The 20,617-nt window shown below is 60.6% G+C and carries 19 protein-coding genes; 13 read left to right on the top strand and 6 right to left on the bottom strand.

Annotated elements, in window-relative coordinates:
* Positions 1-259: 259 nt before the first annotated feature.
* Positions 260-973: a ComF family protein gene (locus tag ACIGGE_RS13245; RefSeq protein WP_397490772.1), complete on the bottom strand. Its 714-nt coding sequence runs from the start codon at positions 971-973 to the stop codon at positions 260-262.
* Positions 974-1,066: 93 nt separating this feature from the next.
* Here ACIGGE_RS13245 and ACIGGE_RS13240 point away from each other — a divergent pair, with 93 nt between their 5' ends.
* Positions 1,067-1,825: a methyltransferase gene (locus ACIGGE_RS13240; RefSeq protein ID WP_397490697.1), complete on the top strand. Its 759-nt coding sequence runs from the start codon at positions 1,067-1,069 to the stop codon at positions 1,823-1,825.
* Here ACIGGE_RS13240 and ppdK read toward each other — a convergent pair.
* The 3 genes from ppdK to ACIGGE_RS13225 are packed head-to-tail and all read right to left on the bottom strand — an operon-like array spanning position 1,822 to position 7,636.
* Positions 1,822-4,485 carry a pyruvate, phosphate dikinase gene (gene ppdK, locus ACIGGE_RS13235; RefSeq protein ID WP_397490696.1) on the bottom strand — a complete coding sequence of 888 codons (2,664 nt, stop codon included), beginning with the start codon at positions 4,483-4,485 and terminating at the stop codon, positions 1,822-1,824. The two genes, ACIGGE_RS13240 and ppdK, sit on opposite strands and share 4 nt — an antisense overlap.
* Before the next feature lie 59 nt (positions 4,486-4,544).
* Positions 4,545-6,704, bottom strand: coding sequence for a glycine--tRNA ligase subunit beta (gene glyS / locus ACIGGE_RS13230; protein ID WP_397490695.1), 2,160 nt, complete (start codon positions 6,702-6,704; stop codon positions 4,545-4,547).
* Positions 6,701-7,636 carry a glycine--tRNA ligase subunit alpha gene (locus ACIGGE_RS13225; RefSeq protein ID WP_397490694.1) on the bottom strand — a complete coding sequence of 312 codons (936 nt, stop codon included), beginning with the start codon at positions 7,634-7,636 and terminating at the stop codon, positions 6,701-6,703. Before ACIGGE_RS13225 ends, glyS begins: the two co-directional genes overlap by 4 nt.
* Before the next feature lie 138 nt (positions 7,637-7,774).
* On the opposite strand from ACIGGE_RS13225, the gene ACIGGE_RS13220 reads away from it, so the two are divergent.
* The 11 genes from ACIGGE_RS13220 to ACIGGE_RS13170 all read left to right on the top strand — a co-directional run bounded on the left by ACIGGE_RS13220 (position 7,775) and on the right by ACIGGE_RS13170 (position 17,089).
* On the top strand, positions 7,775-8,701 hold the full coding sequence (locus tag ACIGGE_RS13220) for a TraB/GumN family protein (RefSeq protein ID WP_397490693.1): 927 nt from the start codon (positions 7,775-7,777) through the stop codon (positions 8,699-8,701).
* A 23-nt stretch (positions 8,702-8,724) separates the two neighbouring features.
* Positions 8,725-9,612 carry a TraB/GumN family protein gene (locus tag ACIGGE_RS13215; protein WP_397490692.1) on the top strand — a complete coding sequence of 296 codons (888 nt, stop codon included), beginning with the start codon at positions 8,725-8,727 and terminating at the stop codon, positions 9,610-9,612.
* A 125-nt stretch (positions 9,613-9,737) separates the two neighbouring features.
* Positions 9,738-10,421, top strand: coding sequence for a 50S ribosomal protein L25/general stress protein Ctc (locus tag ACIGGE_RS13210; protein ID WP_103024962.1), 684 nt, complete (start codon positions 9,738-9,740; stop codon positions 10,419-10,421).
* A gap of 90 nt (positions 10,422-10,511) precedes the next feature.
* A complete protein-coding gene (gene pth / locus ACIGGE_RS13205) occupies positions 10,512-11,075 on the top strand; it encodes an aminoacyl-tRNA hydrolase (protein ID WP_397490691.1) in 564 nt (187 codons plus the stop codon).
* Positions 11,076-11,189: 114 nt separating this feature from the next.
* Positions 11,190-11,405 carry a PEP-CTERM sorting domain-containing protein gene (locus ACIGGE_RS13200; protein WP_397490690.1) on the top strand — a complete coding sequence of 72 codons (216 nt, stop codon included), beginning with the start codon at positions 11,190-11,192 and terminating at the stop codon, positions 11,403-11,405.
* 136 nt (positions 11,406-11,541) lie between these two features.
* Positions 11,542-12,537 carry an SDR family oxidoreductase gene (locus tag ACIGGE_RS13195; RefSeq protein ID WP_397490689.1) on the top strand — a complete coding sequence of 332 codons (996 nt, stop codon included), beginning with the start codon at positions 11,542-11,544 and terminating at the stop codon, positions 12,535-12,537.
* 64 nt (positions 12,538-12,601) lie between these two features.
* Complete coding sequence (gene ychF / locus ACIGGE_RS13190) at positions 12,602-13,702, top strand: redox-regulated ATPase YchF (RefSeq protein WP_103024958.1); 1,101 nt, start codon at positions 12,602-12,604, stop codon at positions 13,700-13,702.
* An 8-nt stretch (positions 13,703-13,710) separates the two neighbouring features.
* Positions 13,711-14,973 (top strand): ectonucleotide pyrophosphatase/phosphodiesterase, encoded by a 1,263-nt coding sequence (locus ACIGGE_RS13185; RefSeq protein WP_397490688.1) that lies wholly within the window; start codon positions 13,711-13,713, stop codon positions 14,971-14,973.
* Positions 14,974-15,039: 66 nt separating this feature from the next.
* Positions 15,040-15,837 carry a DUF1206 domain-containing protein gene (locus ACIGGE_RS13180; RefSeq protein ID WP_103024956.1) on the top strand — a complete coding sequence of 266 codons (798 nt, stop codon included), beginning with the start codon at positions 15,040-15,042 and terminating at the stop codon, positions 15,835-15,837.
* Between the two features lie 36 nt (positions 15,838-15,873).
* The gene (locus ACIGGE_RS13175) at positions 15,874-16,614 is read left to right on the top strand and encodes a MauE/DoxX family redox-associated membrane protein (protein ID WP_397490687.1); all 741 of its coding nucleotides are present in this window, start codon (positions 15,874-15,876) and stop codon (positions 16,612-16,614) included.
* 16 nt (positions 16,615-16,630) lie between these two features.
* A complete protein-coding gene (locus ACIGGE_RS13170) occupies positions 16,631-17,089 on the top strand; it encodes a MaoC family dehydratase (protein WP_221598463.1) in 459 nt (152 codons plus the stop codon).
* A 1-nt stretch (position 17,090) separates the two neighbouring features.
* Here the strand turns inward: ACIGGE_RS13170 and ACIGGE_RS13165 are convergent, their stop codons facing one another.
* Positions 17,091-17,576 carry a hypothetical protein gene (locus ACIGGE_RS13165; protein WP_397490686.1) on the bottom strand — a complete coding sequence of 162 codons (486 nt, stop codon included), beginning with the start codon at positions 17,574-17,576 and terminating at the stop codon, positions 17,091-17,093.
* Positions 17,576-19,378 (bottom strand): DNA mismatch repair endonuclease MutL, encoded by a 1,803-nt coding sequence (gene mutL, locus ACIGGE_RS13160; protein ID WP_397490685.1) that lies wholly within the window; start codon positions 19,376-19,378, stop codon positions 17,576-17,578. Before mutL ends, ACIGGE_RS13165 begins: the two co-directional genes overlap by 1 nt.
* Before the next feature lie 195 nt (positions 19,379-19,573).
* On the opposite strand from mutL, the gene ACIGGE_RS13155 reads away from it, so the two are divergent.
* Positions 19,574-20,617, top strand: coding sequence for a rod shape-determining protein (locus ACIGGE_RS13155; RefSeq protein ID WP_103024952.1), 1,044 nt, complete (start codon positions 19,574-19,576; stop codon positions 20,615-20,617).

Here is a 20,617-nt window from a genome sequence, read left to right as displayed (position 1 = left end):
AGTCAGGCGTTTTTGAGGAACAAAAGGGTCAGCAGGCACGTGAGGCCTGCCCACCGGAGCAGCGGTGCCAGTAGAGCGCCAGGTTCAGGGGGTTAACGGATCCGCAGCCGCGATGAGGGTATGCGCGGCGCATCCGGAAACGATGAGGGATGGACCCAAGGTGCATGCTGGGGGGCTGCACCCGCGCCGCAAGGCAGGTCCGGTTATATTCGTCACGTGGCGCCCGGGATCGCAAGATCCCGGGCGTTTCCGTTATGGGTCAGCTTCGTATGGCCTCGTCGAGAACGCGCGAAAAACACGCGATCATCACGCTCTTCGCGCCAGCAGCTTTCAAGGCCTTCACACAAGCCGCGCTCGTCGCACCGCTGGTCAATACATCGTCGACCAGCACGATGTCAGCATCATTCAAAACTCGTGCGCGCTTGGGATTGATTTTCACGGCCCCGGACAGAGCCTTTGCCCTGGCCTTTCTTCCGAGACCACCAAGGCTTGGCGTGGGTTTGGTTCGAATCAATCCATCTACGCACAGGGTTCCATGTCCCATGCGGCTAAGCTCCCGTCCGAGCAACGCCGCCTGATTATAGCCCCTTTGCCACAACCTTCCGCGGTGAAGCGGAACAGGAATGATAAGCCTGAGGCCGTCTGCTCGCGGAAGCCGGGCGGCGATCAGTTTTGCAAGCATCGGCGCTAGCGCGATCCGCCGCCCGTGCTTGAACGCGAGAACGAGCTTTCGCGACGTGTCGGTATAGAGCGTTCCCGCGGCGATCCCGTCGTGCTTCGGTGGATCGGCAAGGCAGGGCGCACAAATAGCGCCATCGGTCGGACCGTTTTCGCCGAATGGGCGCTGGCACGAAGTGCAACACGGCTCAGATGGGATGACAAGATCATCCCAGCAGGTCATGCACAAACCGCCCTGCTCGCCCACTCCCCCACCGCACGCCGGACAACGGGGAGGATAAACGAAGTTGAGCACGGGCGCGAAGCTGGTCGCGAGAAGGCGGCTTGTCGACACCTTCCCTTGCTGCCCGGCTTGCGCGCACCTGGCAAGCGCGGCAGGGATCGAGGCATGAATTCCTCCACGCCCCCCCGGATATTCTCTCGCGAGCGTCGTATTGCGGGCTTGCGCCGTGCCCGGGTGAGGCAGGCTCATCGCGATGCGGCGCGTTACATCATGGACGATATGGTCGAGGATATTCTCGACCGGCTCGAATTTATCCGCATGTCGCCTGAACGTGTCTTGGTAATCGGCGACTGGACTGGAACTCTGGCGCTGTCGCTGCGAGGCGCTGGTTCGAACGTCGTCGAGCATGACGTTGCCACTCTCGACGAAGAGCGACCGATCAAAGGCGAACCGTTCGATCTGATCGTCAGCCTTTCTTCGGTTGACCGCGTCAACGACCTTCCAGGCGCTCTTCTCCATATGCGCAACGCCTTGGCGGATGATGGCCTGATGATGGCCAGCTTCCTTGGGGCTGGAAGCCTTCCCAATCTGCGGCGCGCCATGATCGCGAGTGAACCGGACAGGCCCACGGCGCGGATGCATCCGCTGGTCGACAATCAGGCGGCATCCGCCCTCCTCCAGCGCGCTTTGTTCAAACGGCAGGTGGTCGACAGTCGGCGCCTGACCGTATCCTTCGCCTCGCTTGACCGGCTCGTGTCCGACCTTCGCGATCAGGGATTGGGCAGCACGCTAGCCAATGTGCCTCCACCGCTTGGAAAAAGGGCGAAGAAGAGAGCGGACAACGCGTTCATCACCGCTGCCAACGACAAGGGCCGTGTGCTCGAAACTTTCGAGATACTGACGCTTACCGGCTGGAAAGACTAACGAAGGCTGGCTTGCGCAGCGGCCAGACGCGCGATGGGTACGCGGTAAGGGGACGCGCTCACGTAATCCAGACCTGTACGATCGCAGAAGGCTATACTTGCCGGATCGCCGCCATGTTCGCCGCAAATACCCAGCTTCAGCCCTTCGCGCGTGGCCCTGCCCCGCTCTACCGCGAGTTCGACTAGTTGCCCGACGCCGTCGACATCGAGGCTGACGAACGGATCACGCGCAAAAATGCCTTTGTCGACGTAGGTTGTGAGGAATCGTCCGGCATCGTCGCGGCTGACCCCCAGCGTGGTCTGCGTGAGGTCATTGGTCCCGAAACTGAAGAATTCGCCGACTTCGGCTATCTCGCCCGCCATCAGTGCAGCGCGAGGGAGCTCGATCATCGTGCCGACGAGGTATTCGAGCGTCGTTCCGGTATCGGCAAACACTTCGGCCGCGACCCTATCGACGACAGCTTTGAGTAATTCGAGTTCGCGCCGCGTGGCGACTAGCGGGACCATGATTTCAGGGACAGGTGCATCCCCGCTGTCCCTGGCGACCTGACAGGCGGCTTCGAAGATTGCGCGTGCCTGCATCTCGTAGATTTCGGGATAGGTGATCCCCAGGCGGCAACCGCGGTGGCCGAGCATGGGGTTGAATTCGTGCAATTCGCCAGCGCGCCGGCGGAGCTTCTCGATCGGCACCCCAGTTGCTTCGGCCAGTTCCTCGAACTCGGTATCGCCGTGCGGCAGGAATTCGTGCAGCGGCGGGTCGAGCAGGCGGATAGTGCATGGCAGGCCTGCCATCACTTCAAAGATGGTCACGAAGTCGCTGCGCTGCTCCGGCAGCAGCTTGTCGAGCGCAGCACGGCGGCCCTTTTCGGTATCGGCCAGGATCATCTCGCGCACGGCGCTGATCCGGCCGGCATCGAAGAACATGTGCTCGGTCCGGCAAAGGCCGATGCCTTCGGCGCCGAACTGGCGCGCCATGCGGCATTCGGTTTCGGTTTCGGCATTCGTGCGCACGCGCATGCGGCGGTGCCTGTCGGCCCATTCCATCAAGGTACCGAAATCGCCAGCGAGTTCGGGTTCGATTGTGGCGACCTCGCCCGCCATGACCTGACCATTCGCGCCGTCGATGGTGATGATATCGCCTTCGGAAAGTTCGCGATCGCCGATGCTAAGCGTGCGCCCTTCCCGTGCGATCGAGACCTGCGAAGCGCCCGATACGCAAGGACGCCCCATTCCGCGTGCAACCACGGCCGCATGGCTGGTCATCCCACCGCGTGCCGTCAAAATCCCGGTTGCAGCGTGCATTCCGTGAATATCTTCCGGCGAGGTTTCAACACGAACCAGAATGACCTTCTCGCCGCGATTTGCCCACAGTTCGGCCGTATCCGCATCGAGAACGATCTTGCCGCTCGCGGCACCCGGCGATGCAGGAAGGCCGGTTGTCAAAACATCACGCGGAGCATCGGGATCGAGCGTGGGGTGCAGCAATTGGTCGAGCGCCATGGGATCGACACGCAGGATGGCGGTCTTCTCGTCGATCAGCCCTTCGTCCACCATGTCGACGGCCATCTTCAGAGCGGCCTTTGCCGTCCGTTTGCCGTTGCGCGTCTGCAGGAGCCAGAGCTTGCCCTGCTGCACGGTGAATTCGATATCCTGCATGTCGGTGTAATGCCGTTCCAGGAGATCGAACAGATGCGACAGTTCGGCAAACGCTTCGGGCATGGCTTCTTCCATGCTCGGCTTGTCTGCCCCGGCGGCTTCACGACGCGCCCTGGTGAGATATTGCGGTGTGCGGATGCCCGCGACCACATCTTCGCCCTGCGCATTGACCAGCCATTCGCCGTAGTAAGCCTTTTCACCGGTCGACGGATCGCGCGTGAACGCAACGCCGGTAGCGCTGGTATCGCCCATGTTGCCGAATACCATCGCCTGCACGTTCACCGCAGTGCCCATGTCATGCGGAATGTCGTTCAGGCGGCGATAGACCTTGGCGCGCTCGGTATCCCAGCTGTCGAAGACGGCGCTGATTGCGCCCCATAGCTGTTCGATAGGATCCTGAGGGAAAGGAGAGCCGAGTTCTTCTTCGACAATGGACTTGTACTGCGCGACGAGCGTCTTCCACTCGTCTGCGGAAAGCTCGGTATCCGCGTAATAACCGTTGTCTTCCTTGGCGATTTCCAGCGCTTCTTCGAACAGGCCGTGATCAACCCCGAGGACCACATCGCCGTACATCTGGATGAAGCGGCGGTAGCTGTCCCAAGCGAAACGTTCATCGCCGGACGTCCTGGCAAGGCCTTCGACCGTCTCGTCGTTCAGGCCGAGGTTGAGCACGGTGTCCATCATGCCCGGCATGGAAATGGCCGCGCCCGACCGGACCGACACGAGCAGCGGATCGGCAGCATTGCCAAAGCCCTTGCCCACCGTTTCTTCGACGTGGCGAAGTGCGTCGGCAACGTCCGCCCGCAACTTTTCGGAGAAGTCCGAACCGCCTGCGAGATATTCGAGGCATTCTTCGGTCGCGATGGTGAAGCCGGGGGGAACCGGCAGGCCGATGCTGGCCATCTCGGCCAGGTTCGCACCCTTGCCGCCCGTGACGGTCTTGTCCTTCTGTCGTGCATTCGAATGCGGAGCGTTGCCGCCGAAGGTGAAGACCGTATCGTTCATTCTAATCCCTGCTTATCCGAGACATGGACCGCCTGTTACACGGTCCAAGGGGGAAAAAGTCATCCCTCGATGCGAGAGAAATCTGCCACTTGGTGCACTGCAGCGCGAAAACGCGCAAGCAGGTCGAGCCGATGGGCGCGCTTGTTTTCTTCATCCGCGTTTACCGTCACTTCATCGAAGAAGCGATCGATCGGTGCGCGCAGAGAAGCAAGTGCAGCCATTGCGCCGGAGAAGTCTTCCGCATCAATGGCTCGTGTGGCTGCAGGTTCCGATGATTCCAGCGCGTCCATAAGAGCCTTTTCGGCCGGTTCCGGAGTGTAGGAAAGCTCTTTTGCGTGGCGCTCATTCATCTTGGCCTGGATCACGGCTTTCATGTCCGGATCGTCGACAAGCGCGAGAGGATCTTCTTCACCTGTGCGGGCGATCTCGCCCTCGCTGCCGTGCCAGTCTTCCTTCTTGAGGATGTTGGCGGCGCGCTTGTAACCGGCGAGCAAGTTGGCACCGTCTTCGGTACCGAGAAACGCGGTAAGCGCCCTCGCCCGGCTTTCGACGCGGTCGACACGCATGTCGGGCCGCCCCTGCCAGCTACGCGATGCCTGAATATAGTCATGCCGCACACCTTCATCACGAAGCTGCACCGCGAGACGCCCCAGGAGAAATTCGCCTAGTTTCTCTGGCAAACCTGCAACGCGCTGGCTTGCCCAGGCGTGGACCACCTGATCCAGCTCAAGCTTAAGTCCATTCGCCTGAACCAGCCTCAGATAGCCGAGCGCGGCCCGGCGCAGTGCAAAGGGATCCTTCGATCCGGTCGGCAGGATGCCGATGCGGAAAAAGCTGAGCAGATTGTCGAGCTTATCCGCGAGGCTTACTGCGACCGTTGTCGGCGCAGTCGGCACCTCGTCGCTCGCACCGACGGGCTTGTAATGATCGCGAATGGCCTCGGACACTTCTAGCGGGAGACCTTCGGCCTTGGCATAATAGCCACCCATCAGGCCCTGCAGCTCGGGGAACTCGCCGACCATTTCGGTCACGAGATCGGCCTTGCTCAATTCGGCTGCCTGTCGTGCGAGCTTATGATCGCCATTCGGGGCCTTGGCATCGAACACCAGCCAGTCGGCCAGCTTGGCCACCCGGTCGACCTTGTCGGCGACCGTGCCCAGCTTTTCGTGGAAGGTGATCCGCTCCAGACCCTTCGCGTGCTGGGCGAGGGTCTTCTTGCGGTCGACATCCCAGAAAAAACGCGCGTCCGACAGGCGGGCGGCGAGCACCTTGCGGTTGCCGTCGACCACGCGCGCGCCGCCGTCTTCCGCCTCGATATTGGCGGTGCAGATGAAGGCGTTGGCGAGCTCGCCCTTGCCGTCCTCGCAGACGAAATATTTCTGGTTCACGCGTGCGGTCAGCTGGATCGTCTCGGGCGGCACCTCGAGGAAATCTTCTTCGAACCGCCCGAGCAGCGGAACGGGCCATTCGGTGAGACCGGCGTTTTCGATCACCAGCCCCTCATCTTCGACCAGCTCGAGACCGGCTTCGGACGCGACCTTGGCAGCGCCCGAACGGATCAGGTCCTGCCGTTCCTCGTGATCGACGATCACATGCGCGGCGCGCAGTTTCACCGCATAATCTTCAGCATTGCCGATGGTGATGTCGCCGGAATGGTGGAAGCGGTGGCCGAGCGTGACCGCGCCCGAGGTGACGCCATGTACTTCGCAATCGACCACATCGTCGCCCAGCAGCGCAACGATACCCGATAGCGGACGGACCCAGCGCAGGCTTTCGGTGCTGATCGAGGCCGCGCCCCAGCGCATCGACTTGGACCAGCTGAAATCGCGAACGATCGCGGGGATTGCCTCGGCGAGCAGGTCCTTGGTCGCGCGGCCGGGGACGTTCTTGATAGCGAAATAGGTCTCGCGGCCCTTCAGCTCGCGAACCTCGAGGTCGGCCTTGTCGACCCCGGCCTTGCGGCAGAAGCCTTCGAGCGCCTGATCGGGCGCGCCGACCGGCGGGCCCTTCAGTTCTTCGCTCACCGCCTCGGTTGCCTCGGGAAGACCGCGGGCAATCAATGCGAGACGGCGCGGGGTCGACCACACAGTGATCTCACCGGCGGAAATGCCCGCCGCGTCCAGCTCGCGCCGGAACAGTTTTTCCAGCTCGGCGCGCGCGCCTGCCTGCATGCGCGCTGGGATCTCTTCGCTGCGCAGTTCGAGGAGAAAGTCGCTCATTTCGACCACTCCGGATATTTCTCTGCCCAGACGGGTGCTTCCTTCGCCATGTGCGCTTCGCAAGACCCGCGCGCCAGATCGCGGACGCGGCCCATGTAGCTGGCCCGTTCCTGCACGCTGATCACTCCGCGTGCCTGCAACAGGTTGAAGATGTGGCTCGCCTCGACGGCCTGTTCGTAAGCGGCGATCGGCACTTCACTCGCGAGCGCGTTTTTGCATTCCGCTTCGGCCTTGTTGAACAGGTCGAACAGAGCATCAGTCTCGGCGACCTCGAAGTTCCATTTCGACATCTGCTTCTCGTTCTCGAGAAACACGTCGCCATAAGAAACGAGTCTTTCGCGTCCTACCGCTTCGTTACTTGAGGACGTGCCCCCATTGAAGTTGAGATCATAGACGTTGTCGACGCCCTGGATGTACATGGCCAGCCGTTCGAGCCCGTAGGTCAGCTCGCCCGCCACCGGCTTGCAATCGAAGCCGCCCATCTGCTGGAAATAGGTGAACTGGGTAACTTCCATCCCGTCGCACCAGACCTCCCAGCCCAGCCCCCACGCGCCCAGCGTCGGGCTTTCCCAGTCGTCCTCGACGAAGCGGATGTCGTGTTTCAGCGGATCGATGCCGATCACTTCAAGGCTCTTGAGATAGAGATCCTGAATGTCGGGCGGGCTCGGCTTCAGGATCACCTGATACTGGTAGTAATGCTGCAGCCTGTTCGGATTCTCGCCATAGCGACCATCGGTCGGGCGGCGGCAGGGCTGCACGAAGGCGGCGTTCCACGGTTCGGGCCCCAGCGCGCGCAAGGTGGTCGCGGTGTGGAACGTCCCGGCGCCCATGCGCATGTCGTAGGGCTGGAGGATGAGGCACCCCTGTGCACTCCAGAAATCGTGGAGGGCGAGGATCATGTCCTGGAAGGAATTCTGCGGATTGCGGTCCATGGCGCGGGGCAATGGCGCAAGCGCGAAAATGCGTCAATGCCACAGCGTCGTGCCTTCGGTGCCTTTCGCGTGCGGGTTGCTTTGCAAGAGGCCGTGCCGCCCGCTATCCCTGTGTCAATCAACAGGGAATCACATAATATGAAACGCCTTACTTCGGGCCCGCTGTCGGGCTGCCTTCTGTCGCTTGCACTTCTGCTGCAGGGGTGTGCCGCCCATTCGCAGGAAAATGTTGCCACCGCGCCCGTGGCGGATGGGCGGACAGGCGATGGCCCGGGCCTGTGGAAGGTGGCGGATGAGGATACGACGATCTATCTGTTCGGCACGGTTCACGCCCTGCCCGATAGCGTCGACTGGTATCAGGGACCGATCGAAAGCGCGCTTGCGGAAACGCAGGAACTCGTAACCGAGATTCCGAGCTCCGAAACGCAGGACCCGGCATCGCAGCAGATGGTGATGTCCAAGGCGATCCTGCCGGCAGATCAGTCGCTGCGCGAAATGCTCAGCGATAGCGACCGCACCACATACGAAGCGGCGCTGACCAAGCTGGAGATGCCGCCCGCAGCGTTTGACCGTTTCGAACCGTGGTTTGCCGGAATGACGCTGTCGGTGCTGCCGTTGATAAAGGCGGGGTACAGTGCCGAAAGCGGCGTGGAAGCCAAGCTGGAGCAGCTCGCCCCAGCTTCGGCCGCCCGCGGAGCGCTGGAAACCATGGAATGGCAGATCGGCTTGTTCGATTCCCTGCCCAAGGAATCCCAGACCGCCTTCCTCATGGTGTCGGCAGAAAATATCGATCGCATCGTGCCCATGATGGACAGCATGGTCGCCGAATGGCTGGCCGGCGATGCGGACGGGCTGGCCGAGCTAATGAACGAAGGCCTGACCGATCCGGCGCTGGCGGATGCCCTGCTCTACAAACGCAACGAAAACTGGGCCGAGTGGATCAATACCCGCCTCGAGCGCCCTGGTACCGTGTTCATCGCAGTTGGCGCGGGGCATCTTGCAGGTCAGAAAAGCGTGCAGGATTTCCTGACACAGCGCGGTCTGACCGTTGAGCGCGTACAGTAACGTTCGAGCACAGCGGGTTTTTCGTGAAACGCGGCTTCCTCACGTCCATCTGCTTCGCGCTGTCCGTGCTGATCGCGGCATGCGGTTCGCAACCGGATATCGGCAAAGCGGAGGGGCCGCACCCGGCCCTGTGGGAAATCGTGAACGGCTCCGGCTCGGTGGAAGGCTGGATGTTCGGGACCATTCACGCCCTTCCCGACGGGACCAAATGGCGTTCGCCCAGACTGGCCGAGGTTATCGACAACGCCGATACGCTGGTGGTCGAGGTCGCCAATCTGGAAGACGGTGCGGAACTGTCCCGGCTGTTCGGCGAGATGGCGTTCGATCAGTCCACCGGCCCTTTGGAAAATCGCATCGACCCGCAATTTCGGGACGAGTTCGAAACGCTGCTGGCGAAGGCAAAAGTCCGGCGCAACCATTTCGATTCGATGGAAAGTTGGGCGGCCGCTCTGGCACTGTCTCAGGTGGCGCAGTCCAATAAGTCGCAGAATGGTGCCGATCGCGCGCTACTGACCGCCTTCGACGGGCGCGAAATCGTGGAATTGGAGGGGGCGCGAAAACAGCTGGCGATCTTCGACAGGCTTCCCGAATCCGAGCAGCGCGACCTGCTGAATGCCGTGCTGGAGGAATCGAAGGAGTATGGCGATGGCCGGGGTGCTCTCGCCGAAGCCTGGCTTGCCGGCGATCTAGACCAGCTGACGCAACTGACGCGACGCGGGGTTCTGGCCGATCCCGAACTCGAGAAAGCCCTGCTGCACGACCGTAATGCGAGTTGGGCGGCACAGATCGAGAATTTGCTGTCTGCCGAAGAAAAACCGCTGATCGCGGTTGGCGCCGGGCATCTTCTGGGCGAAGGCGGCCTGCCGGCACTATTGCAGGAACGCGGCTATACCGTCAGGCGAATCGAATAGCCGGACAGGCCGGTTAAGGCTTGCCTTTCCCCCGCTTCGTGCTATCGGCGCGCCCTTCGGCACCATGGTCATCCCTGGAGGTGTGGTGGACCGAGCAACCAATATGCATTCGAAAGGTATGTGACATGAGCGACGCTCTGACCCTGCCGGCCGAGGCGCGCGAACGGGCTGGCAAGGGAGCCTCCCGTCAACTGCGCCGCGATGGCCGCGTCCCCGCCGTGATTTACGGCGGCAAGGAAGAACCCACCCTGATCCATGTTGAAGCCAAGGAGCTGATCAAGCAGCTCGACAGCGGCCACTTCATGAATTCGATCGTCGAAATCGAACTGGGCGGCAAGAAATTCCGCACACTTCCCAAGGACGTAGCGCTTCACCCGGTCACAGACCGTCCGGAACATGCCGACTTCCTGCGCCTCTCGAAGGGTGCCAAGGTCGAAGTCCAGGTTCCGGTTGTCTTCACGCATGAAGAAGCCTCGCCGGGCCTCAAGAAGGGCGGCGTGCTCAACATCGTCCGCCACGAGCTTGAACTTGTCTGCGATGCCGACAAGATCCCGAGCGAAATCGAAATCGACGTCACCGGCAAGGAAGTCGGCGATTCGATCCACATCAGCGAAGTCGCACTGCCGGCAGGCAGCGAAAGCGCGATCACGGATCGCGATTTCACCATCGCTACGCTCGTTGCTCCTTCGGCTCTCAAGAAGTCCGAAGGCGATACGACCAGCGCCGACGCAGCCGATGTTCCTGCAACCGAGCAGGACGCTGGCGAAGGCGACGAAGAGAATACCGAGGAAGAAGGCGGCGAGGACTAATCCTTCCGCCCTTACCGGGGTTTTACGAAGCGCCGGTCCCGCAAGGGGCCGGCGTTTTGCTTTTGAGGTGAGCGAAGCTAGAGGAGCCGCATGCAGATCTGGACAGGCCTAGGAAATCCCGGACCGCAATATGCGATGAACCGGCACAATGTCGGCTTCATGGCGGTGGACGTGATCGCCGACATGTATGATTTCGGCCCCGTTCAGAAGAAATTTTCCGGGTGGGTACAGGAGGGGCGGATCGGGTCCGAGAAGATTTTGCTTCTGAAGCCCGCCACCTTCATGAACGAGAGCGGCCGTGCTGCGGGCGAGGCATTGCGGTTTTACAAGCTGGAGCCCGATGCACTCACAGTCTTTCACGATGAACTCGATCTGGCACCGTTCAAGGTAAAGGTCCGGGTCGGTGGCGGCCTGGCAGGCCATAATGGCCTCAAATCGATCAACCAGCACCTTGGACCCGACTTCCGCCGTGTACGAGTTGGCATCGGTCATCCCGGTACCAAAGAGCGCGTCCACGGCCACGTACTGGGCAATTACGCGAAAGCTGAAATGGATCCGCTAACCGACATGCTGGCCGGAATCGCCGCCGAAGCCAGGTGGCTCGCCGCAGGCGATGACGCACGCTTCATGAGCGATCTCGCCTTGCGGATCTGACTAACTTACGCTGCGCTGCGATAAACTGTCCCGGCAAGAGACAGCTTGAAGCCGGCAGTCGATTTTCGTCCTCCGAACGCTAGTCCCCAATCAAGATTGTTCAGGGATTTCATCATGCGCTTAGTTCAGACGGCTCTCCTTTCCGCTACCTTGCTTGCCTCGGCCACCTCGGCAGCAGCCATGACCCGTCCGCCTAGCGATACGGGTGGCAGCAGCGGTGGGACGTCCGTGCCAGAACCCGGTGCGCTCGCCATGATGGGAACCGGCGTTGCAGGCTATGGCGCGGCCGTCGCGCTCTACCGCCGCAAGAAGCGCAACGAAAAGCGCTGAGACATTTGGCGGTTCCGCTATGGGACCGCAAAGGCAGCGAATATCTGGCCGGTCGGCTCAGACTTTTTCACGATCCTGATGACGCGCTGGCCAATTGGGCTGTGCCGCGGCATCATGGATGTGAAGGAGACCAGCCATGACCGATCTTACTCGCCGGACCTTGCTCGCAGGCGCCGCGGCAACGGGCGCGCTCGCCGCTACGGCCTCGTTCGCTCAGGACGATAAGCTAGACACCCCTCCTGATCTGACCGGGCAGGCAATCCTGATTACCGGGACCTCGTCCGGCTTTGGCCGGCGGGCGAGCGAACTGTTTGCCCGGGCTGGCGCCACGGTCTTCGCTACCATGCGCAATACGCCGCGGCCCGAAGCGGATGAATTGCAGCAATTGGCGCGCGACGAAGGTCTGGATATCCGGGTATTGCGGCTCGACGTTCTGCTCGACGATGAGGTCGCAGAAGCGGTTGCGACAGCAGAGCGAGAAATTGGACGCGGGATCGACGTTCTGGTCAATAATGCCGGTGTCGGCATTTCGGGCCCTGTCGAGGTTCAGGACATGGAGGCAACCAAGCTCGCTTTCGATACCAATGTGCTTGGTTATCACCGGCTTGTCCGCGCTGTCCTCCCCGGAATGCGTGCGCGCAAACAGGGCCATATCTTTGCTGTTTCAAGCCAGCTCGGCCGGGTAATGGTCCCCTATTCCGGCCACTATTCCGCAACGAAGTTCGCGGTCGAAGCCATGTTCGAGCAGCTAGCCTACGAACTGGTACCGCATGATATCGGCGTCACGATAATCGAGCCGGGCGGCTATCCGACAAAGGTTTGGGTCAACCGAAATCGATATTCGCAGGACCTCAAGAATCGCGCGTCTCAAATTCATCTCGATGGCTACCCGCAAATCGTCGCGACCATGGGAACTGAGGACGGATCGGGACGCCAAGCAGATCCAATGGACGTCCCACGCGCCATGGCCAGGGTGCTTGCAATGGTGCCGGGCACTCGCCCCGTGCGCCTGCCAGTCAGTGCGGGAAGCATTCCGCAAGTCGCGATCAACAAGGTTTCCGCCGAGACCCAGGTCGGGTGGTTGGGGGAAAGCGGCTATGGCCCGCTTATCAAGGCCGTCCATAACGTCTGACGCTATGGCAATTCGTGTGGGGTGCGGCTAAGGCGCGCGCCACACACTATATCCGGAGTTTCTGATGGGTTTCCGCTGCGGGATCGTCGGCCTGCCGAATGTCGGCAAGTCCACCCTGTTCAATGCATTGACCGAGACGCAGGCTGCGCAAGCTGCGAATTATCCGTTTTGCACGATCGAACCAAATGTTGGCCAGGTGTCTGTCCCTGATGAGCGGCTCGAGAAAATTGCCGGGATAGCCAAATCGGCCAAGACTATTCCAACCCAGTTGGCCTTCGTCGACATCGCCGGTCTGGTGAAAGGCGCGAGCAAGGGTGAAGGTCTGGGCAACCAGTTCCTCGGCAACATCCGTGAAGTAGATGCGATCGTTCACGTGCTGCGCTGCTTCGAGGATGACGACATCCAGCATGTAGCCAACAAGGTGGACCCCCTCGCAGATGCCGAGGTGGTCGAGACTGAATTGCTGCTCGCTGATCTGGAGAGCTTGGAGAAGCGCGTGCCGGCAGCGGCCAAGCGTGCCACTGGCGGCGACAAGGAAGCCAAGCTGATGGCCAGTGTGCTGGGTCAAGCGCTGGAACTGCTGAAAGATGGCAAACCAGCCCGCCTCACTGAACCGAAGGATGAGGAGGAGGCGCGGGTATTCCGTCAAGCCCAATTGTTGACTGCCAAGCCCGTCCTCTACGTGTGCAACGTCGCGGAAGAAGATGCGGCGAAAGGAAACGCGCTTTCGGAACAGGTGTTCGCCAAAGCCGCTGCCGAAGGCGCTGAAGCCGTCGTGGTATCAGCAGCCATCGAAAGCGAACTGGTCGGCATGCCGGAAGAGGACCGCGCAGAATATCTCGCCGAACTCGGACTCGTGGAATCGGGTCTCAGCCGCGTGATCAAGGCAGGGTACAAGCTGCTGGGCCTGCAGACCTTCTTTACAGCCGGCCCCAAGGAATCACGCGCGTGGACATTCCCGGCCGGCGCCAAGGCTCCGCAGGCGGCCGGTGAAATCCATACCGATTTCGAACGCGGCTTTATTCGTGCTGAAACAATTGCGTACGATGACTATGTCGCTCTCGGTGGCGAAAGCGGTGCGCGCGAAGCGGGCAAGCTGCGGCAGGAGGGCAAGGAATACCTCGTGCAGGACGGCGACGTCATGCTTTTCAAATTCAACGTCTGAGAACACCAATGAACCGGATCGCTGCCGCCCTCGCCCTTGGTCTTGCCGCAATTACGAGCGGTTGCGCTACATATTCCGGTGAGCCCGTTGCAAGCGCGGCTATCGAACAGCGTGATCCGGTCACCATTCTCATCGCGATAGATGGATTTCATCCCAGCTATCTGGATCGCGGTTTGACACCCACCCTTTCCCGCCTGGCCGCGGATGGCGTCACTGCGCCGATGCGACCGTCTTTTCCCAGCAAGACATTTCCCAACCACTGGACGCTGGTAACGGGTCTCGTCCCCGACCATCATGGCATTATCGCCAACAATATGGAGGATAAGAGCAGGCCTGGTGAAACCTTTACGATGGCGACGGTCGATCCTTACTGGTGGAGCGAGGCCAAGCCGATCTGGGTGGAAGCGGAAGAGGCAGGGATCCGCAGTGCTGCCATGTTCTGGCCCGGCTCGGCGGTCCCCTGGGGCGGCACCGCGGTTCGCTACGGCCCCGTCACGGACGGCGAGATGGCAAGCGACTGGCAGGCTTTCAGCATGCAGGTTTCGAATACCCAACGGGTCAATGCGGTGCTCGACTGGTTGCGGCGTCCTGCCGACATTCGTCCCGAATTCGTGACCCTCTATTTCGACACCGTCGATAGTGCGGGTCATGATGGCGGTCCCGAAAGCGAAGAGGTGAACCGCGCACTCGCAGACGTGGACCAGCACATCGCAAATTTAGTTTCGGGCCTTCAAACCCTGAGGCAACCAGCCAATCTGGTCATCGTGTCCGATCACGGCATGGCCGCAACAGGATCGGACAAAGTGGTCGTGCTGGCCGAAATCGTCGATCCGTCGCTCTATCGCCTGGTAGAAGGCGGCGCCTATGCCACGTTCGAGCCGACTGAAGGCAACACGGCTGCGCTGGAAGCTGCACTCTTGCGTGAGCACGAGCATATGGAATGCTGGCGCAAGGGGGATATGCCCGCCCGCTTCCAGTATGGCACCCACCGACGTATCCCACCTTATTTCTGTTTGCCGGATACAGGTTGGACCATCACTCCGACGGCGCCGGAAGGTAGCTGGCACGGCGGCAATCACGGTTTCGATCCCAATTCGCCGGAGATGACGTCGCTATTCATCGTCAATGGTCCAGCCTTTCAGCACGGTACCACGCTCCCTGCTTTTCAGAATACGGCTGTGACGCCGTTGCTTCGCCAGCTACTGGGCCTTCCTCAAGCAGCCAAAACTGACGGCGAACTGTCCGATGTGTCCGGGGCGCTGCTACCCTAATTTAAGCACCATCCGGAACGAGCGTCCCATGTCCCCGTTGCCATGCAAAGGTAGTGGGGATGAAACGTGGGTAGCAAGTCTTCTAAATTCAGCACATTGGTGCGCGTCGGCTACTTCAGTCGTGCCATCCTCTATTGCGTTCTCGGCCTGATCGCCCTGACCAGTGCCGGTCGGATCAGTCAGGGTACGAATGGCATCTTCGACGCTATCGAAGAGTTTCCGTTGGGGCATGCCATCCTTTGGCTCATGGTGGTCGGCCTGTTGGCCTATGCCCTGTTTCGCTTCGCCTCGACCTTCTTCGATATCGAAAACCAAGGCAGTGACACCACGGGATGGGCGCATCGTATCGGCCATGCCGGTAGTGCCATCGGTCACCTTGCCTTGGCCTTCTCCGCATATCAATTCGCGACTACCGGAAGCGACAATGGTGGCGGGGCGCAGGATGCAGCTTCGGGCATACTTTCCATGCAATTCGGCGGGGCAGCGCTCGGCTTACTAGGCATAGCATTTTTCGCGACTGCTTTTTTTCAGGCGAAGAAGGCGGTGACCGGCAGTTTTATGAACCGGATCAGTCCTGCTGCTCCTTCGCAAACACGTTTGCTCGGGGGCATCGGATACATCGCGCGGGCGGTTGTATTCCTCGTCATCGGGTGGTCGTTGTTCAAAGCCGGGTTCATGTCAGCCGGAGCAGGTCAGATTAAAACGCTGGGCGACGCAGTCGCAGCCCTTGCCGGCGAAGGCATCGCCTTCACGCTTGTCGCGATCGGTGTCTTGGCGTTCGGGATATTCAGTCTGGTGCTCGCGAGGTATCGGACCATTCCCGAGATGAATTTGAACGGGCGCGTTCCCAAGTTCCGTTCGTGAGTTGAATAATACCCCCTAGGGGTATACATTCCGATTATGTCGAGAACCGCGACCCTGTATCGGATGGTAATGGACAAGCATGTCTGTCCATTCGGTGTGAAATCGAAGTGGCTCCTTGAACGGGAAGGTTTTTCGGTCGATGATCGTTACCTGACGACCCGTGAGGAAACGGAAGCCTTCAAAGCAAAACACGGGGTAGAAACCACCCCGCAGACCTTTATCGATGGCAAGCGGATTGGGGGCTACACCGAGCTCCGCGAGCACTTCGGTCACGATAGCGGAGATGCGAAGGGGACAAGCTATCGGCCTGTCATTGCAGTATTCGCAGTCGGCGCTGCATTGGCGATTGCACTGAGCCTGTTCGTTTTTCAGCTGCCCTTCACCATTCGCACGGCCGAATGGTTTGTCGCCTTTTCGATGGCGATGCTCGCCATGCTGAAACTGCAGGATGTCGAGCAATTTTCCACCATGTTCGTCGGTTATGATCTTCTGGGGCGAAGATGGGTGCCCTACGCCTATGCCTACCCCTACCTGGAAGCGACCGCAGCCATCCTGATGGCAGGCCGTCTTTTGCCTTGGCTATCCATACCCGTTGCCTTGTTCATCGGGACGGTAGGCGCGATCAGCGTTTTCTATGCGGTATACATCCAGAAGCGCAGCATCAAATGTGCCTGTGTCGGCGGCAGTGCGAATGTGCCGCTGGGTTTCGTTTCCCTGAGCGAAAATCTCGCCATGATCGGCATGGCGATTTGGATGTTGCTTCGTCCGACTTTGTGATCCATTGCAATATGCAATGCAGTTTTACGAAGATCTAGCCGTCGGGCAGAAGCAGGCTTTCGGGCGCTACGAAGTAACGCGTGAAGAAGTGATCGAATTCGCTTCGAAATACGATCCGCAACCTTTCCATCTGGACGACGAGGCTGCTGCTGCGACGCATTTCGGTAGATTGTCTGCCAGTGGCTGGCATACCTGTGCAATGACGATGGCCATGCTGGTCGAGAACCTGAAAGCCAACCGCCAGGCAGGACTCGGCTCGCCCGGCATAGATCAACTGCGCTGGAAGAAACCCGTTTTTCCCGGTGACACGTTGCGCTGTGAAAGTGTCGTCATAGAAAAGCGCCGCAGTGGATCGCGCCCGGAGATGGGAATCTTCAAAAGCTCGCTGACCGTGTTCAATCAGAACGACGAGCCGGTTCTGGAAATGGTGTCCAATGGTTTGATCAGCACGCGCGACCCGGAAGGGAACGACTAGGCTACGCGCCGCATTGGGCAATTCCGCTCTTGCGGTACACGACCTGTTCGCTTGCATCCCGGATCGTCAGGGTGGCCGGATAGTCGCTTGTCTCTTCGCCGGATTGTTCGCCCTCGGCCTCATCGAGATCCAGGGTCATCGAATAAGCCGCCCCGTCATATTTGCGACGCGCGAGATAGGGCAATTCTGGACTGCCCTTGTCGGCTGCAAGCGTAATCAGTTTATCGCCGCGCAGAAAATGACCGGTTTCGGCCATCGCCAGGGCAACCGCAGACATGCCCCCACCGTCCGGTGCAAAGCTACAGCCTGTTCCGTATAATTCGTTCTTCTCGATCTCGCGGTAGCGGATTGGTTCGAGCTGGAGCTCCTCCGGTGGAGGGATGCGGTTAGCCTCCACCTCAGCAACCGCGGCAGCGCGTTCTTGTTCGTTCGGTTCATTCGAACACGCCACCAGCGTCAGGGCGAGTAGGATAATTGAAACGCGCATCAGTGCCTTCCGAACAGTTTTTCGACGTCTTCCATCGAGAGTTTGACCCAGGTCGGACGGCCATGATTGCACTGCCCGGACCGCGGTGTCCGCTCCATCTCGCGCAGTAGCGAGTTCATCTCATCGACACGCAGGACGCGGCCCGCCCTTACCGACCCATGGCACGCCATGGTGGCAAGCACGAGGTCAAGCTTTTCGCCCAGAAGCAATGCCTCCCCATTCAACGCGAGATCATCATCGATATCACGCAAGAGCTTTTCCGGATCGGTCCGTGCAATGGCATGCGGCAGACTGCGGACAAGCATCGCGGAAGGGCCGAACCTCTCGATAGCCAGACCATGTTCCGCCAGCTTCGGCGCTGCATCCTCCAGCCTGTCGCAACTCGTTTCGTCCAGTTCGACCACTTCGGGAATAAGCAAGGCCTGGCTGCGTGCCACGGCCTCTTCAGCCCCCGCCTCGCGCAGCCGCTCAAGCACCAGACGCTCGTGCGCCGCGTGCTGATCCACCAGTACGAGACCGTCCTTCGCTTCTGCTACGATGTAGGTATTCGCCACTTGTCCGCGCGCTATGCCGAGCGGATATTCATCCGTCGCTTGCGTTACCGGTGCAGCTTCTTCGGCGCGCCCCTGCGGCTGCGCCATGACATCGGCCTCGACACCGCGCCGTGCGGCGCTGGCTTCCGCCACGCGCTGCCGCGGAGCGGACCAGTCCCGACCGCTGAACATGGACCGCAATGCCGCAGCCGGTTCTTCACGTACCGGTTCCTGCTGCCAGCGCGCCATCGCTCCGGCATCCGGCGATTGTGCACTGCGCTTGTCGCCCGTTGCCAGTGCCTGCCGCAGTCCGGAAACGATAAATCCGCGGACCCCCTGGGCATCACGGAAGCGCACTTCCGATTTGGCCGGGTGGACATTCACATCGACGTCTTCACACGGCAGTTCGAGGAACAGCGCCAGCACAGCGTGGCGATCCCGGGCGAGCATGTCGGCATAAGCCCCCCGAACTGCGCCGGTCAGAAGGCGGTCCTTTACCGGTCGGCCATTGACGAACAGATACTGATGATCCGCAATGCCGCGGTTATACGTCGGCAGGCCGGCAATTCCGGTCAGACGCATCGCCCCACGTTCGAGATCGATGGCAACGCCGTTATCCTTGAGTTCGCGTGCTACGAGTTGTGCCACGCGGTTCGCCAGCCCTTCCCCGGCCTGCAAACCGAAAATGCGGCGATCGCCGTGGTCGAGCGTGATCGCAATATCGGGTCGCGCCATGGCAAGTCGCTGCACCACATCCTTGCATGCGGCGTATTCGCTGCGCGGGGTGCGTAGAAATTTTCGCCGCGCGGGAATTTTCCCGAACAGGTTTTCGATTCGCACGCGCGTCCCCGGTGGCAATGCAGCCGGTCCCTCGTCGCGAATTTCGCCGTGGTCCACGACCCGTTTCCAGCCTTGCTCGGCCCCGTGCGGCCGGCTTTCCAGCGTAAAGCGCGCCACACTGGCGATGCTCGGCAGCGCTTCTCCGCGAAAGCCGAGCGTTGCAACCTGTTCGATTGCTTCGTTCGGCAGTTTAGACGTGGCATGACGTTCTAAGGCCAGCGCCATTTCCTCGGGCGACATGCCGCACCCGTCGTCGGTCACTTCGAGACTCGTCAACCCACCGTCGACCAGCTTTATCGCTATCCGGTTTGCGCCAGCATCGATGGCGTTTTCGACCACCTCCTTGAGCGCGGAAGACGGACGCTCCACCACCTCACCGGCGGCAATTCGGTTGACCAGATTCTCGGGCAGGCGGCGTATTTCGGGCATTGATGGGCAATCCTAACGATGAAGCGCCACGATTCCGAGACAGTGCGTTTCGCTATCCCCCATGAGATGCACGGAAATTTTTGGCATTCCCTGCTTAATCTCGCTAAGGCACGGCCACCATATCCCCCCGGAGAGGTGCGAGTGGGCCGCATCCCCCTCGCCTGACCACGCGACAACACGGAAAATCGAGTTAAAATGGGCTTCTGGAACAACATCTTCAAATTCGGCGTGCAGAACATGGCGATCGACCTGGGGACCGCCAATACCCTCGTCTATGTACAGGATCAGGGCATCGTTCTTAACGAGCCGAGCGTCGTCGCCCTCGAGACGATCAACGGTATGAAGCGCGTCAAGGCCGTAGGCGATGATGCGAAGATGATGATGGGCAAGACGCCGGACAGCATCGAAGCCATCCGCCCCCTGCGTGACGGGGTGATCGCCGACCTCGACGTGGCCGAAGAGATGATCAAGCACTTCATCCGCAAGGTGAATGGTCGCAAGAGCCTGATGCGCTATCCGGAAATCACGATCTGCGTTCCGTCGGGTTCCACCTCGGTCGAACGTCGCGCAATCCGCGATGCGGCATCGAATGCTGGCGCATCGCAGGTTTATCTTATTCTCGAACCGATGGCCGCTGCGATCGGCGCCGACATGCCGGTTACGGAACCGGTCGGCAGCATGGTCGTCGACATCGGTGGCGGCACGACCGAAGTCGCCGTTCTTTCCCTGCGTGGCCTTGCCTACACCACGTCGGTTCGTACTGGCGGCGACAAGATGGACGAAGCGATCGTTTCCTATGTCCGCCGACACCACAACCTGCTGATCGGTGACAGCACAGCCGAACGCATCAAGAAAGACTACGCCGTGGCGCGCCCACCGGAAGATGGTGTTGGCGAAAGCATCACCATCAAGGGCCGCGACCTCGTGAACGGTGTGCCCAAGGAAATCACGATCAATCAGGGCCACCTTGCCGAAGCGCTCAATGAACCGATCGGCGCTATCGTCGAAGGCGTGCGTATTGCGCTCGAAAATACTGCACCTGAACTGGCTGCCGATATTGTCGATCAGGGCATCGTGCTGACCGGCGGCGGCGCATTGATCGGCGGGCTCGACGATTACCTGCGCGAAGAAACCGGCCTGCCGGTCACCATAGCCGAAGATCCGCTTTCCTGCGTCGCACTCGGCACCGGTCGTGCGATGGAGGACCCGATCTATCGCGGCGTCCTGATGACGGCGTAG

The organism is Qipengyuania sp. NPDC077410, assembly GCF_044543405.1.
Lineage (GTDB): Bacteria > Pseudomonadota > Alphaproteobacteria > Sphingomonadales > Sphingomonadaceae > Qipengyuania > Qipengyuania pacifica.
The sequence above is the reverse complement of the archived record's forward strand: the minus strand, read 5'-3'. Positions and strand labels throughout refer to the sequence as shown.